Source organism: Kitasatospora sp. NPDC090308 (assembly GCF_044769485.1).
In the GTDB taxonomy this organism is placed as follows: Bacteria; Actinomycetota; Actinomycetes; order Streptomycetales; family Streptomycetaceae; genus Kitasatospora; species Kitasatospora fiedleri.
Map to the genome: position 1 here is coordinate 221,292 of NZ_JBIVXY010000003.1, position 13,318 is coordinate 234,609.

The following is a 13,318-nucleotide window of genomic DNA, read 5'->3' on the forward strand; positions in this document are numbered from 1 at the left end:
CCCCCGCGCCAGGAGGACCCCCCGCGTTGAGCTCCAAGCCGGCCCCCGCCGCCGACCCGTACTTCCCCCGGCACGGGGACCCGCGCTACCGCGCCCACCGCTACGAACTCGCCCTCGACTACCGGCCCGGCCCCAACCGGCTGGCCGCCTCCGCCCGGATCGCCGCCATCGCCGGGCCCGAGCCGCTGCGCGAGTTCACCCTCGACCTGGCCGACTTCCGGATCGGCCGGGTGCTGGTCGACGGGAAGGCCGCGCACTACGCGCACCGGGACGGCAAGCTCCGGATCAGGCCCGCCAAGGCCCCCGCCGCCGGGGCGGTGTTCACCTGCGAGGTGCACTGGTCCGGCAACCCGCGCCCGGTGCGCAGCCCCTGGGGCGGGATCGGCTTCGAGGAGATCACCGACGGCGCGCTGGTCGCCTCCCAGCCGGTCGGCGCCCCGTCCTGGTTCCCCTGCAACGACCGGCCCGCCGACAAGGCCGCCTACCAGCTGACGGTGACCACCGCGACCCCGTACGCCGTGGTCACCGGCGGGCGCCTGCTCAGCCGCACCACCCGCTCCTCCGCCACCACCTGGGTCTACGAGCAGCCCGCGCCCACCGCCCCCTACCTGGTCGGGCTGGCGATCGCCCCGCTGCGGCAGGTCCCGCTGACCGAGCGGGCCCCCGGCACCGTCCCGCAGAGCGGCTGGGTGCCGCAGCCGCTGGCGGCCCGGTTCGAGCACGACTTCGCCCGGCAGCCGCAGATGATGCGCCTGTTCGAGGAGCTGTTCGGCCCGTACCCGTTCGACGGGTACACCGTCGCCGTGGTCGACGAGGACCTCGACGTGCCGGTCGAGGCGCAGGGCATGGCCACCTTCGGCCGCAACCACCTCGACGGGCGGCGCGGCTGGGAGCGGCTGGTCGCCCACGAGCTCGCCCACCAGTGGTTCGGCAACAGCGTCACCGTCGCCGACTGGCGGCACATCTGGCTCAACGAGGGCCTGGCCAAGTACGCCGAGTGGCTCTGGTCCGAGCGCACCGGCGGCCCCACCGCCCAGCGCCTGGCCGCCGACGCCCACCTCCAACTGCGCGGCCTGCCGCAGGACCTGGCGATCGGCGACCCCGGCAAGCGGCACATGTTCGACGACCGGGTCTACGAGCGCGGCGGCCTGACCGTGCACGCGCTGCGCTGCGCCCTCGGCGACCCCGCCTTCTTCCGGCTGCTGCGCGACTGGGCCACCGCCTACCGGCACGCCGTGGCCGCCACCGCCGACTTCGCCGCGCACGCCGCCCGCTACACCGACCGCCCGCTCGGCCCGCTGCTGGACGCCTGGCTGCACCGGGGCGCGCTGCCCGACCTGCCCGTCCCGGAGCCGGAGCCGTCCCCGGCCCCCCGGCCTGGTGTACTGGGAGGCACGGGCCGTGAGGCCGTCCGTCGCTTCCTGAAGGATCGAGGAACATGAGCACGCACTACGACGTGGTCGTCCTGGGCGCCGGCCCCGGCGGCTACACCGCCGCCGTCCGCTCCGCCCAGCTCGGCCTGCGCACCGCCGTGATCGAGGCCAAGTACTGGGGCGGCGTCTGCCTCAACGTCGGCTGCATCCCCTCGAAGGCCCTGCTGCGCAACGCCGAGCTCGCGCACACCGTGCTGAACGAGGCCGAGCTGTACGGCATCCAGGTCGACGGCAAGGTCTCCTTCGACTACGGCAAGGCGTTCAGCCGCTCCCGGCAGGTCGCCGACGGCCGGGTCAAGGGCGTCCACTACCTGATGAAGAAGAACGGCATCACCGAGTACGACGGCTGGGGCACCTTCGTCGACGACCACACCCTCCAGGTCAAGCTCGCCGCCGGCGGCTTCGAGATGGTCACCTTCGACCACTGCGTCATCGCGACCGGCGCCACCACCCGGCTGCTGCCCGGCACCTCGCTCAGCGAGCGGGTCGTCACCTACGAGGAGCAGATCCTCACCGAGCGGCTGCCGGAGTCGATCGTCATCGCGGGCGCCGGCGCGATCGGCGTCGAGTTCGCGTACGTGCTGCACAACTACGGCGTCCAGGTCACCGTCGTCGAGTTCCTGGACCGGATGGTGCCGCTGGAGGACGCCGACGTCTCCGCCGAACTCGCCAAGCAGTACCGCAAGTTGGGCATCAAGGTGCTCACCTCCACCCGGGTCGACGCGATCGACGACTCCGACCCGGCGGGCCCGGTGAAGGTCACCGTCACCCGGGACGGCAAGCAGGAGGTGCTGGAGGCCGACAAGGTGCTCCAGGCGATCGGCTTCGTGCCGCGCGTCCAGGGCTACGGCCTGGAGGCCACCGGAGTGCGGCTCACCGAGCGCGGCGCGATCGCCGTCGACGGCCGGGGCCGCACCAGCGTCGAGCACATCTTCGCGATCGGCGACGTCACCGCGAAGCTGATGCTCGCGCACGCCGCCGAGGCGATGGCGGTGATCGCCGCCGAGACCATCGCCGGGGCCGAGACCATGGAGATCGACTTCGTGATGGTCCCGCGCGCCACCTACTGCCAGCCGCAGGTCGCCAGCTTCGGCTACACCGAGGCGCAGGCCCGCGAGCAGGGCTACGCCGTCAAGGTGCAGAAGTTCCCGTTCACCGCCAACGGCAAGGCGCACGGCCTCGGCCAGCCGGTCGGCTTCGTCAAGGTCATCGCCGACGAGACCCACGGCGAACTGCTCGGCGCCCACCTCATCGGCCCCGAGGTCACCGAGCTGCTGCCCGAACTGACGCTGGCCCAGCAGTGGGACCTGACGGTGCACGAGGTCGGCCGCAACGTGCACGCCCACCCGACGCTGGGCGAGGCCGTCAAGGAGGCGATCCACGGCCTGGCCGGGCACATGATCAACATGTAGTGCGGCCTTCCGGGTGCGCGACCGCCGCCCCGGTGCCCGCCGACGGTACGGCGGCGCGCCGGGGCGGTGCGTCTCCGGTCCCGACGCCGTGAGGAGCCCGCCGATGGACGCCCCCGCCCCCTGCCGGACGGTCGCCGAGCGCACCGGGGCCGGTCGCGCCGCCCGGGCCCGCGCGGCCCGGCCCCCCGGTTTGCGGACCGTCCGGCGGCGGGGGGTGATGGAGGGAAGCAACGTCCGCACCACTGCCGGAGGCAACCGTGTCCCACCACAAGTCGAACAAGGCGGTCGAGGGCGACCCCGACACCGGCCACGGCGGCGGCCTGCCGCGGCGGCCCGACGAGACCGAGCTGGAGGAGCGCACCGAGGAGGACCGCGAGGAGGTCGGCCTGGACCCCGGCGACGGGGACGGCGTCGACGACGGGGAGGGCGACGGCGACGGGGACGGGGTGTAGCCCGGCCCGCCGGGCGCACTCCGCCGGGCGTCCCCGGTGCGGCACGGTCCGCACCGGGGACGCAGCGTGAGTGGAGACGGCGAATTCGCCCGATTTCGGTCACTTTGCGTGAATGTGTCCCGGAAGCGGGTTTCAGTCCGGCGGAGCGGGCCACGCGCCCAGTGCTGGAATGTGAAGGAGGCGTGAGCACATGATCACCGAACAGCAGATCCGTTCCATGCTGAACCACCCCGTGCACGACGCTCAGGGCAACAAGATCGGTAAGGCCGACCACCTCTTCCTCGACGACGCCACCGGCAAGCCCGAGTGGGTCAGCGTGAAGACCGGGTGGTTCGGTTCGAGCGAGTCGTTCGTCCCGATCCGGGACGCCGACGTGGTCGACGGCCACCTCCAGGTCCCCTACGCCAAGGACAAGGTCAAGGACGCGCCGAACGTCGACGTGGACAACGGCGGCCACCTCTCCGAGCAGGAGGAGCGCCGGCTGTACCAGCACTACGGCATCGCCTGGGACGACGCGTGGAAGGCCGCCAACCAGCCCGGCGAGGGCGGCTGGGCCAACCGGGAGGGCGGCACCGGCACGACCACCGGCACCGCCGCCGGTACGGCGGGCGCCGCGGGCGCGGCCGGTGCGGCGGGCGCGGCGGCGGCCAAGTCGAAGACGGGCCGCTCCGCCGACACCCGGATCGCCGGGACCACCAGCGCCGCCGGAACCACCGGAACCACCGGAACCGGCAAGGCCGCCGGAACCGCCGGTGCGGCCGGGACCACCGCCGCCGGTGCGACGGCGGGCGGCCGGATGGACGCCCGTTCCGACCTGGACGCCCGCTCCGCCGCTGCCGCCGCGCCCGGCCCCGCCGTCCGGGGGACCGGCCGCACCGAGCGCGACGACGACGCGATGACCCGCTCCGAGGAGCGGATGCGTGTCGGCATCGAGCGGTACGAGACCGGGCACGCCCGGCTGCGCAAGTACGTCGTCACCGAGGAGGAGCAGCAGACCGTGCCGGTGCGGCACGAGGAGGTCCGGCTCGAGCGCGAGCCGATCACCGAGGCGAACCGCGGCGAGGCGCTGTCCGGCGAGGTCATCTCGGAGGCCGAGTACGACGTGACCCTGCACGGGGAGCGCCCGGTCGTGCGCACCGAGGCCGTCCCGGTGGAGCGGGTGCGGCTGGTGACCGAGGAGCACGTCGAGGAGCAGACCGTCACGGGCGAGGTGCGCAAGGAGCGCATCGAGGCCGAACTGCCGGATGCCGAAGGGAAGTTGCCGCCGAACACCGGCAAGGACGACCCGGGTCGGGGACGCCGCCGGTGACGCCCTCCGGCGGGGCCCGGCCCTCGGGCTGAGCCCCGCCGGACGCGCCGGGTGCGGGACGAGCGAAGGAGGCCGAGATGGTGTGGTTGCTGCTGATCGTGCTGATCGCCGTGGTGTGCGGCTTCGTCGGCGCGCTGGTGAAGGGCCTGCTGTGGCTGCTGGTGATCGGCGCGGTGCTGTTCGTCGGCGCCCTGCTGGTGGCGGGCGTCCGGATGGGCCGCAGGAGCTCCGCGCCCCGCTAGGCCCCCTGCACGTGAGCGGCCCCCGGCACGCGCCGGGGGCCGCTCCGCGTGCGGGGTGTCAGGAGGCGGGGCAGGTGTCGGCCGTGGTGAGCAGGGCCGCGGTGCTCTGGGCGACGGTCAGGCTGGTCCCGGTGAGCAGGGTCAGCGAGAGCGCGGTGACGGTGACGCCCCGGCCCCCGGCGAGCGGGGTCCGCTGGTTGACGACCAGGGAGCCGACCAGCGGGAGGCCGATGGTGGTGTTCGGCGCGGCGTCGGCGGCGACGGGGAGCCCGGCGACCCGGAGGTTGACCAGGGTGGTGGTACCGCTCGGTTCGACCGCTCCCGGGCCGGTGGCGGTGAGCGGCTGCCGGGCCCGGGCCGAGGTGCCGACCAGGTCGGCGGTGACCAGCCCGCCGAGCAGGCTGACCCCGGTGACCTGGGCGTGGGCGGCCGCGGTGCGGGTGCCGTCCGGGTCGACGGTGCCGGAGGCGTCGGTGGTGAGCACGCCGAGGGTGCCGACGGTGCCGAGCCCGGCGCTGAGCACCGCGTGCGCGTCCTGGCCGGGCAGCGGGGTGCAGGAGTGGGCGGAGGCGGGCAGCGGGCCGAGGCCGCCCAGCGGGGTGGTGAGCCGCACGCCGTGCGCCCGGGCGTCGAAGACCGGCGCGGTGAAGGTCACCGAGGTGCAGCCGGGCGGGTCGAGGCCGATCCGGGCGGTGACGTCCGCCGCGCACACCCGGTAGGTGCCGCCGGTGAGCGAGGTGAGCCGGACGGTGGCCGTGCAGGACGGCTGTCCGGCGGCCAGGTCGCCGTGCACGGTCACGGTGCCCGGCCCGGGGTCCGCGACGGCCGTGCCGGAGCCGCAGTCGGTGGTGGCGCTGCCGGGGTCGAGGACCAGCCCGGCGGGCAGTCGCCCGGTGAACGACCAGCCCTCCTTGGCGGCCAGTTCGGCGGTGTTGGTGACGGTGAAGGTCAGCGTGGCGGGCGCGCCCACGGGCAGCTGGGCCGGGGCGAAGGACTGGTCGAGCTGCGGGGTGGCGTCCAGCAGCCGGATGTTGTCGATCGCGCCGTCGTTGCCGCCGCCGCTGGGCTGCTCGTTGACCAGCCGGATGCCGGCCGAGTCGCCGCTGAACAGGACCGATCCGTTGCTGGCGTACGTGCCCACCGAGGTGCCGCCGATCACCTGGCCGGGGTTCTGGCAGGGGTCGATGGGGGAGCTGAACGCGGCCCGCGCGGTGCCGCCGTCGAGCAGGTAGAAGGCGAGCAGCGGGTGGCTGGCGAAGCAGTTCTGGGCCGCCGCGTCCACCGAGAAGGTCAGGAAGCGGTTCTGCGCGCTCAGCGGGACCGGCCGGACGGTCTCCAGCTCGGTGCGCCCGGCGCCCGGGTCGGCCGAGGTGTAGGCGGTCAGCGAGTGGTTGGTGGCGGCGTCGCCGCCCGCCCAGCTGCCCAGCGCGGCGGCCATCTGCTTGTTGGCGGCCCAGTAGCTGCCGCAGTAGACGCCGGGCGGCGGGGCTGCCGGGCCCTGCGCGGAGACGATCAGCCCGTTGCAGGCGGTCAGCCAGGCCGGGTCGGCGGTGTACTGCTCGGCGGCCGGTGCGGCGCCGGTGTAGTCGGTCAGCAGCGTGACCGCCGGGCCCTGGCCGTTCTCGAAGTCCTCGGTGAACACGGTGACCGGCGCGCTCGGCGTGCCGGGGTTCCCCGGCGCGTTCGCCGCGGCCGGCCCGATCCCGGCCAGCGTCCCGGCGGCCAGCGCGGCGACGCCCAGCAGGGCCGTCGCCGCCCGGCCCCGCCACCGTCCGCGGGCCGCCCCCGGCACGTCACCCCTCGGTCCGTAACCCCTCATCCCGCACCCCTTTCGTGCCGCCCCTCCGCTCGCCCCGGCCACACCGGGACGACGCGACGGACGTCCCGGCCACTGTCCCGGTCCGGGGGCCCTTCGCACACCGGCGTGCGGCGTCCCGGCCGGTGCGGCCGCGCGCACGCGCGCCGTGCGAGCCGGTGCGTGCCGCTACGAGCCCAGGGGTGCGGAGGAGCGGGGGAGCGGGGGAGCCGGGAGCGGCGGGAAGGGGGGCTGCGCGGGTCAGGAGGGCTCGGGGCGGCCGATCGAGCAGACCAGTTCGCCGTCCCGCGCGTCGGCGACGATGGTGTCGCCGGGCCGCAGGTCGCCGCCGAGCAGCATGGTGGCGAGCCGGTTGTCGAGCTGGGTCTGGATGGTGCGGCGCAGCGGGCGGGCGCCGAACTCGGGCTGGTGGCCCTTGTCGACCAGCCACTCCTTGGCGGCCTCGGTGACCTCCAGCTCCAACCCCTGGGCCCTCACCCGGCGTTCGGAGTTGGCCAGCATCAGGTCGACGATCCGCATCAGGTCGTCGGCGCCCAGCGCGTCGAAGACGATGATGTCGTCGATCCGGTTGAGGAACTCGGGCAGGAAGCGCCCGCGCAGCTCCTCCATCAGCCGGTCGCGGATCTCCTCGGTCTCGCCCCGGTGGGAGAGGATCAGCTGCGAGCCGATGTTGGAGGTCATGATGACCACGGTGTTGCGGAAGTCGACGGTGCGGCCCTGGGCGTCGGTGAGGCGCCCGTCGTCGAGGACCTGGAGCAGCGCGTTGAAGACGTCCGGGTGGGCCTTCTCGACCTCGTCGAACAGCAGCACGCTGTACGGGCGGCGGCGGACGGCCTCGGTGAGCTGCCCGGCCTCCTCGTAGCCGACGTACCCGGGCGGGGCGCCGACCAGGCGGGAGACGGTGTGCTTCTCCTGGAACTCGCTCATGTCGAAGCGGACCAGCCGGTCCTCGTCGCCGAAGATCAACTCGGCCAGGGCCTTGGCGAGTTCGGTCTTGCCGACGCCGGTCGGGCCGAGGAACAGGAACGAGCCGACCGGGCGGTCCGGGTCGGCCATGCCGGCCCGGCTGCGGCGCACCGCCTCGGAGACCGCGACCACGGCCCGGTCCTGGCCGATCACCCGGTCGTGCAGTTCGTCCTCCAGCTTGAGCAGCCGGGTCTTCTCGTCCTCGGTGAGCTGCGAGACCGGGATGCCGGTCTGCCGGGAGAGCACGTCGGCGACGTCGTCGACGGTCACCGAGACCACGCCCTCGCGGCGCTCCTCGACCTCGGCGGTCTGCGCCTCCAGGTCGGCGATCCGGCCCTTCAGCTCGGAGGCCCGGGAGAAGTCCTCGGCGGCGACCGCCTCGTCCTTCTCGCGGCGGAGCTTGGCCAGTTCGTCCTCGCGGCCGATCACCTCGGTGGAGCGGCCCAGGCCGCGCAGCCGGACCCGGGCGCCGGCCTGGTCGATCAGGTCGATCGCCTTGTCGGGCAGGAAGCGGTCCGAGACGTACCGGTCGGAGAGGTCGGCGGCGGCGCGCAGCGCCTCGTCGGTGAAGCGGACCTGGTGGTGCGCCTCGTAGGAGTCGCGCAGGCCCTCCAGGATCTGCACGGTCTCCTCGACCGAGGGCTCGGGGATCAGCACCGGCTGGAAGCGGCGCTCCAGCGCCGGGTCCTTCTCGATGTGCTTGCGGTACTCGTCGATGGTGGTGGCGCCGATGACGTGCAGCTCGCCGCGGGCCAGCGCGGGCTTGAGCATGTTGCCCGCGTCCATCGCGCCCTCGCCGCCGGCGCCCGCGCCGACCACGGTGTGCAGCTCGTCGATGAACAGCACGGTGGAGTCGGCGGCCTCGCGGACCTCGTCGATGACGTTCTTCAGCCGCTCCTCGAACTCGCCGCGGTACTTGGAGCCCGCGACCAGTCCGGACAGGTCGAGCGAGACCACCCGCCGGTCCTTGAGGGTGGAGGGGACGTCGCCGGAGACGATCCGCTGGGCCAGGCCCTCGACGATGGCGGTCTTGCCGACGCCGGGCTCGCCGATCAGCACCGGGTTGTTCTTGGACCGGCGGGAGAGGATCTCGACGGTCTGCTCGATCTCCTCGGCCCGGCCGACCACCGGGTCGAGCCGGCCCATCCGGGCGTCCTCGGTGAGGTCGCGGCCGTACTCGTCCAGGGTCGGCGTCCTGCTCTCGGGCTTGGCGGGGGAGCGCTCGCCCCGGGCGGCGGCCTCGGCGCCGCGCTGGAGCCGGGAGGGGTCGGCGCCCTGCGCGCCGAGCAGGCGGCCGGCCGCCGAGTCGGGGTCGTCCAGCAGGGCGGCCAGGATGTGCTCGGGACCGATGTAGGAGACGCCGGCGGCCTGCGAGCGGGCGTGCGCGCCGATCAGCACCCGCTTGGCGGCCGGGGTGAGGCCGGGGTCGACCGAGGGGTCGGCCGCGCCCGCGGGCAGGCCGCGCTCGATCGCGGCGGCCAGCCGGTCCGGGTCGGCGCCGGACTGGGCGAGCAGGCCGCGGGACGGCTCGACCCGGGTGGCGGCCCAGAGCAGGTGCGGGGTGTCCAGGTCGGTGCTGCCGTCCTCCTGGGCGCGCAGCTCGGCGCGGGCGATCAGGTCGCGGGACGACTCGGTCAGCAGCCGCCCGATCGGGACGCGCTGGACGGCGGGCGGGGACGCGGCCGGGTTGAGGCCGAAGAAGCGGTTGAGCAGTTCCGAGAAGGCGTCGTCGGAACCGAAGGAGCCGAAGCCGGGCATGGTCATCGTGCGGGCACTCCCCTGGGCGGGCGGGCAGCGGTCCCCCCGAACTATGCCAACGCGTGGTATGTCCCGCTCAGCGGATGATCCGGACAGGTGGCGACCGGCCCGCCCGGCGGGCTTCGGTGAATTTGGGACAGGCATTACCCGTTCATGGGACTCTGATGACCTTCGACTCCGGCGGACCGACGGGCCGACCGCCCGCGGCACCCGTACGCGCCACCGTGACCACCGTGAGGGGAGACGGCCATGCCGACGACGGACCGTGCCACCGGGGGACGGCGGAACATCGACGCCCTGCTGCGGCGCTCCCCGCTGCAACCGGTCTTCCGGGCCCGCGCCGCCCGCCGCCTCGCCGTGCTCGCCTACCACGGCGTCGACGACCCGGCGGCGTTCCGCGCCCAGATGGAACGCCTGGCCCGCACCGCCCGCCCGGTCGGCCCGGACGAGGTCGCCCGGGCCGCCGAGCACCGCCGCCCGCTGCCCGCCCGCAGCGTGCTGGTCACCTTCGACGACGGCGACCGCACCGTGCTCACCGAGGCGCTGCCGGTGCTGGCCCGGCTCGGCATCCCGGCCGCCGCCTACGTGATCACCGACCTGATCGGCACCGACCAGCCGTACTGGTGGACCGAGGCCGCCCACCTGGTCCGGCACGGCGCCCGCGCCGAACCGCTGCACGGCCTCGGCCCGACCGCCGCCGTCCGCCGCCTCAAGGACCTGGCCGACCCCGAACGGCGGCGCGCCCTCGCCGAGTTGCGCGCCACCGCGACCCGGCAGGCGCCCCGGCAGCGGCAGTTGAGCCGCGCCGACCTGCACACCCTGGCCGACGCCGGGGTGGCGATCGGCAGCCACACCGCCTCGCACCCCTGCCTGGACCGCTGCGCCGACGCCGACGTCGACGCCCAACTCCGGGGCGCACACGAGCGGCTGACCCGGTGGATGGGCCGCCCGCCGACCACCTTCGCCTACCCGAACGGCAACTACGACCCGCGCGCCGACCGGGTCCTGCGCACCCTCGGCTACCGCACCGGATTCCTCTTCGACCACCGGCACGCCGAACTCGCCCCGGCCCACCGGCTGCGGATCAGCCGCCTGCGGGTCAACTCGCACACCGGCCGGGACCGCTTCGACACCATCCTGTCCGGACTGCACCCGGCCGTGCACCGGCTGCGCGGCGGGAGGTGAACTCCCCTTTGGGCAGCGAGGGTTGACAGCGGTCGGGCCGGGACGGACGGTGCGGGGCGGAAGGGGCGGGACGTGACGGGCGGGAGAGGGGGCGGGGCGGTGCCGGAGATCCACCGGACGCCCGAACTGGGCGGGGAACTCGTGCACGACTGGCGGGAGTTGGTCGCCGCAGACCCGGACGGCTCGTGGTTCGCCGGGCCGGACTGGGTGCTCGCCTGGTGGCGCACGCTGGGGGCCGGGCAGCCCGGGGAGGTCGCGGTGTGGCGGGGCCCGGACGGGCGGGCCGAGGCGGTGCTGCCGCTCGGCGCCGCCCGGCTGCGGGTGCACCGGCGGGCGCCGGTCGAGGTGCCGGTGCTCACCCTGCTCGGCGCCGGGCCCGGCGCCGCCGACCACTGCGGGCCCGCCGCCCGCCCGCACCGGCGGGCCGAGGTGGCCGCCTGGCTGGCCGACCGGGCCCGGCGCGAGACGCTCTGACTGCCCAACCTGGACCCCGCGCACGCCGGCCTGCCGCCCGTCGGCGCCCGCCCGGTGGCCCGGACCGCCTGCCCGCGCGCCGACCTCACCGCCGGGCCCGACCGGCTCGGCTCGCGGGACTTCCGGGCCGCCAACCGGCGCGCCCACCGGCGGCTCGCCGCGGCCGGGATCGACTTCCACTGGCTGCCGCCCGCCGCCGCCCGGCCCGAGCTGCTGGACGAACTGCTGCGCCTGCACCGGCTGCGCCGGGAGGCCGCCGCGGGCGGGGCCAGCAGCTTCGGGGCCGACCGGCTGCCGCTGCACCGGCTGCTGGTGCAGGGCTCCGCCCCCGGGCGCGGACCGGCCTTCCAGCTCGCCCGGCGCGGGGACGAGGTGGTGGGCGTGCTGTACGGCTTCCGCTGGGCCGACCGGTTCGCCTACTACCAGACCGGCTGGGACCCGCGCTTCGCCGCCGACTCGCTGGGCACCGCGCTGGTCGACGCGGCGATCCGCGCCTGCGCGGCCGAGGGCGTGCGCACCTTCGACTTCCTGCGCGGCGCCGAACCGTACAAGTACCGCTTCGGCGCCGTCGACCGCACGGACACCGGCTGGCTGCGCCCGCGCGGCCCGGGCGGGGCGCTGCTCGGCCTCAAGCACCGTCTGGTGAAAGGCGGTTGACGGGCCGTCAGGGCGTGGTGTCGCCGTCCAGGTAGACCCACTCGCCCCGGTGGCGGACGAAGCGGCTGCGCTCGTGCAGCGCGCCGGGCCGGCCGCCCTCCAGGTAGTGGGCGCGGAACTCGACGGTGCCCTCGGTGTGGAACGGGCCGCCCTCGCCGGAGCCGAGGATCTCCAGCCGCTCCCAGCGCAGCGCGGGGTCGAAGTCCACCGCGGCGGGCCGGGTGTCCGGGTGCCAGGAGCGCAGCAGGTACGGCTCGTCGTGGACCGCGAAGGCGCTGAACCGGGAGCGCATCAGCTGCTCGGCGCTGCCCGCGGCGGCCTCGCCGCGGTGCAGCCGGCCGCAGCAGTCGGCGTACCGGGCGGGCAGGCCGCACGGGCAGTCGGCGGGGGCGGCGGGAGCGGCGGGGGCGGGGGTGCGTCGGCGGGCCATGGGGTCCATTATCGCCGCTCCGCCCGGGGGCCCGGCGGTGCGGCCGCCGCCGTGGGCCCGCTCCCGGCGGCGCGGCGCGGGCATGGGTCCGGGCGGCGCGGGCAGGATGGGCCCGTGCTGTGTCCGGCGCGGCGCGCCGGGGCGGGACGACTGTCGGCAAGGCGAAGGGAACCGCGATGAGCGACCACCACGACCACCACCACAACGTGCTGCTGCTCGGCTTCGAGGACCGGGCGCGGTGCCGCCTGGCCTACGAGGACGCGATGCACCTGCCCGGGGCCCGGCAGGTCGCGGTGCTGGAGCGCGACGCGGAGGGCATCCTCGACGTCCCGGAGAGCCACATCCGCGGCGCGGGCGTCCCCACCGTCGGCTCCGGCCTGGTCGGCGGCCTGGTCGGGCTGCTCGGCGGCCCGATCGGCGTGCTGCTGGGCTTCGCCGCGGGCGCGGCGATCGGCAACGCCGCCGAGCAGGCCGAGATCACCGACGGCGGCGCGGGCCTGATCGTGCTCTCCTCGCGGGTCGAGAACGGCCGTGCCCTGCTGGTGGTCGACCTGGTCGAGGACGAGACCGGGCCCGCCGACGCGCTGGCCGCGAAGTACGGGGCCGCGGTGGAGCGGATCTCCGCCGAGCAGTTCGCCGAGCAGGTCCGGGTCGCCAAGGAGCGGGCCGACCGGGAGCCGGCCGACGGGGAGTGAGCCGCGTGGAGCGGGCCGCTGTCGGGGGGCGGGGCGCGGGCGGGGCTCAGAAGTACGGCCGGTAGCCGTCCTTGAGCCTGTCGAGGTCGCGCCGCTCGCGTTTGGTCGGCCGCCCGGCGCCCCGGTCGCGCTGGGCGACGGCGGCCGGGCGCTCGGTGCGCGGCGGCGGCGGGGGGCTGTGGTCGACGTAGCAGGTCTCGGCGACGGGCGCGCCGACCCGCTTGGCGATCGGGCGCACCACCTGGACGATCCGCTCCCGGCCCTCGATCCGGACCCGGACGTCGTCACCCGCCTTGACGTGCTGCGCGGGCTTCGCGGTGGCCCCGTTCAGCTTGACGTGCCCGGCCCGGCAGGCCGCGCCCGCCGCCGAGCGGGTCTTGATCAGCCGGACCGCCCAGATCCAGCTGTCGATCCGCGCGCTCGTCTCGTCCGCACTCATGCCACGACTCTAACGCCGGGCCCGGCCCGGGCGGTCCGGACGCGGGGACG

The 13,318-nt window shown here is 75.4% G+C and carries 13 protein-coding genes; 9 read left to right on the top strand and 4 right to left on the bottom strand.

The features are described 5' to 3' along the window. The first annotated feature begins 26 nt into the window (after positions 1–26). The 5 genes from ACIQVD_RS08475 to ACIQVD_RS08495 all read left to right on the top strand — a co-directional run bounded on the left by ACIQVD_RS08475 (position 27) and on the right by ACIQVD_RS08495 (position 4,848). A complete protein-coding gene (locus ACIQVD_RS08475) occupies positions 27–1,442 on the top strand; it encodes a M1 family metallopeptidase (RefSeq protein WP_400678760.1) in 1,416 nt (471 codons plus the stop codon). Further along, entirely contained in the window at positions 1,439–2,845 is a 1,407-nt protein-coding gene (gene lpdA, locus ACIQVD_RS08480; RefSeq protein WP_402287031.1) for a dihydrolipoyl dehydrogenase, read from the top strand. Before ACIQVD_RS08475 ends, lpdA begins: the two co-directional genes overlap by 4 nt. Positions 2,846–3,102: 257 nt before the next feature. Beyond that, entirely contained in the window at positions 3,103–3,297 is a 195-nt protein-coding gene (locus ACIQVD_RS08485; RefSeq protein ID WP_402287033.1) for a hypothetical protein, read from the top strand. Between the two features lie 190 nt (positions 3,298–3,487). Further along, positions 3,488–4,606 (top strand): PRC and DUF2382 domain-containing protein, encoded by a 1,119-nt coding sequence (locus ACIQVD_RS08490; RefSeq protein WP_400678765.1) that lies wholly within the window; start codon positions 3,488–3,490, stop codon positions 4,604–4,606. 77 nt (positions 4,607–4,683) lie between these two features. Further along, complete coding sequence (locus ACIQVD_RS08495; protein ID WP_146616465.1) at positions 4,684–4,848, top strand: DUF4175 domain-containing protein; 165 nt, start codon at positions 4,684–4,686, stop codon at positions 4,846–4,848. Positions 4,849–4,906: 58 nt separating this feature from the next. Here ACIQVD_RS08495 and ACIQVD_RS08500 read toward each other — a convergent pair whose 3' ends face one another. Beyond that, positions 4,907–6,667, bottom strand: coding sequence for a choice-of-anchor P family protein (locus ACIQVD_RS08500; RefSeq protein WP_402287036.1), 1,761 nt, complete (start codon positions 6,665–6,667; stop codon positions 4,907–4,909). Positions 6,668–6,904: 237 nt separating this feature from the next. Further along, positions 6,905–9,394, bottom strand: coding sequence for an ATP-dependent Clp protease ATP-binding subunit (locus tag ACIQVD_RS08505; protein WP_400678767.1), 2,490 nt, complete (start codon positions 9,392–9,394; stop codon positions 6,905–6,907). A 243-nt stretch (positions 9,395–9,637) separates the two neighbouring features. Here ACIQVD_RS08505 and ACIQVD_RS08510 point away from each other — a divergent pair, with 243 nt between their 5' ends. The 3 genes from ACIQVD_RS08510 to ACIQVD_RS08520 all read left to right on the top strand — a co-directional run bounded on the left by ACIQVD_RS08510 (position 9,638) and on the right by ACIQVD_RS08520 (position 11,704). Then, the gene (locus ACIQVD_RS08510; protein ID WP_400678768.1) at positions 9,638–10,573 is read left to right on the top strand and encodes a polysaccharide deacetylase family protein; all 936 of its coding nucleotides are present in this window, start codon (positions 9,638–9,640) and stop codon (positions 10,571–10,573) included. Positions 10,574–10,672: 99 nt separating this feature from the next. Next, positions 10,673–11,047: a hypothetical protein gene (locus tag ACIQVD_RS08515; RefSeq protein WP_402287038.1), complete on the top strand. Its 375-nt coding sequence runs from the start codon at positions 10,673–10,675 to the stop codon at positions 11,045–11,047. Between the two features lie 54 nt (positions 11,048–11,101). Further along, positions 11,102–11,704 carry a GNAT family N-acetyltransferase gene (locus ACIQVD_RS08520; protein ID WP_402287041.1) on the top strand — a complete coding sequence of 201 codons (603 nt, stop codon included), beginning with the start codon at positions 11,102–11,104 and terminating at the stop codon, positions 11,702–11,704. A 7-nt stretch (positions 11,705–11,711) separates the two neighbouring features. Here the strand turns inward: ACIQVD_RS08520 and ACIQVD_RS08525 are convergent, their stop codons facing one another. Next, entirely contained in the window at positions 11,712–12,134 is a 423-nt protein-coding gene (locus tag ACIQVD_RS08525; RefSeq protein WP_400678770.1) for a YchJ family protein, read from the bottom strand. Positions 12,135–12,310: 176 nt separating this feature from the next. Between ACIQVD_RS08525 and ACIQVD_RS08530 the strand changes: the two genes are divergently transcribed. Then, on the top strand, positions 12,311–12,829 hold the full coding sequence (locus ACIQVD_RS08530) for a histidine kinase (protein ID WP_400678772.1): 519 nt from the start codon (positions 12,311–12,313) through the stop codon (positions 12,827–12,829). 46 nt (positions 12,830–12,875) lie between these two features. Here ACIQVD_RS08530 and ACIQVD_RS08535 read toward each other — a convergent pair whose 3' ends face one another. Then, entirely contained in the window at positions 12,876–13,268 is a 393-nt protein-coding gene (locus ACIQVD_RS08535) for an RNA-binding S4 domain-containing protein (protein WP_400678774.1), read from the bottom strand. Between the last annotated feature and the right edge of the window lie 50 nt (positions 13,269–13,318).

Coding starts and splice junctions, on each gene's coding strand:
- ACIQVD_RS08525 (WP_400678770.1), bottom strand. CDS start 12,134: ATGGCCCGCCGACGCACCCCCGCCCCCGCCGCTCCCGCCGCCCCCGCC.
- ACIQVD_RS08535 (WP_400678774.1), bottom strand. CDS start 13,268: ATGAGTGCGGACGAGACGAGCGCGCGGATCGACAGCTGGATCTGGGCG.
- ACIQVD_RS08490 (WP_400678765.1), top strand. CDS start 3,488: ATGATCACCGAACAGCAGATCCGTTCCATGCTGAACCACCCCGTGCAC.
- lpdA (WP_402287031.1), top strand. CDS start 1,439: ATGAGCACGCACTACGACGTGGTCGTCCTGGGCGCCGGCCCCGGCGGC.
- ACIQVD_RS08530 (WP_400678772.1), top strand. CDS start 12,311: ATGAGCGACCACCACGACCACCACCACAACGTGCTGCTGCTCGGCTTC.
- ACIQVD_RS08505 (WP_400678767.1), bottom strand. CDS start 9,394: ATGACCATGCCCGGCTTCGGCTCCTTCGGTTCCGACGACGCCTTCTCG.
- ACIQVD_RS08500 (WP_402287036.1), bottom strand. CDS start 6,667: ATGAGGGGTTACGGACCGAGGGGTGACGTGCCGGGGGCGGCCCGCGGA.
- ACIQVD_RS08495 (WP_146616465.1), top strand. CDS start 4,684: ATGGTGTGGTTGCTGCTGATCGTGCTGATCGCCGTGGTGTGCGGCTTC.
- ACIQVD_RS08510 (WP_400678768.1), top strand. CDS start 9,638: ATGCCGACGACGGACCGTGCCACCGGGGGACGGCGGAACATCGACGCC.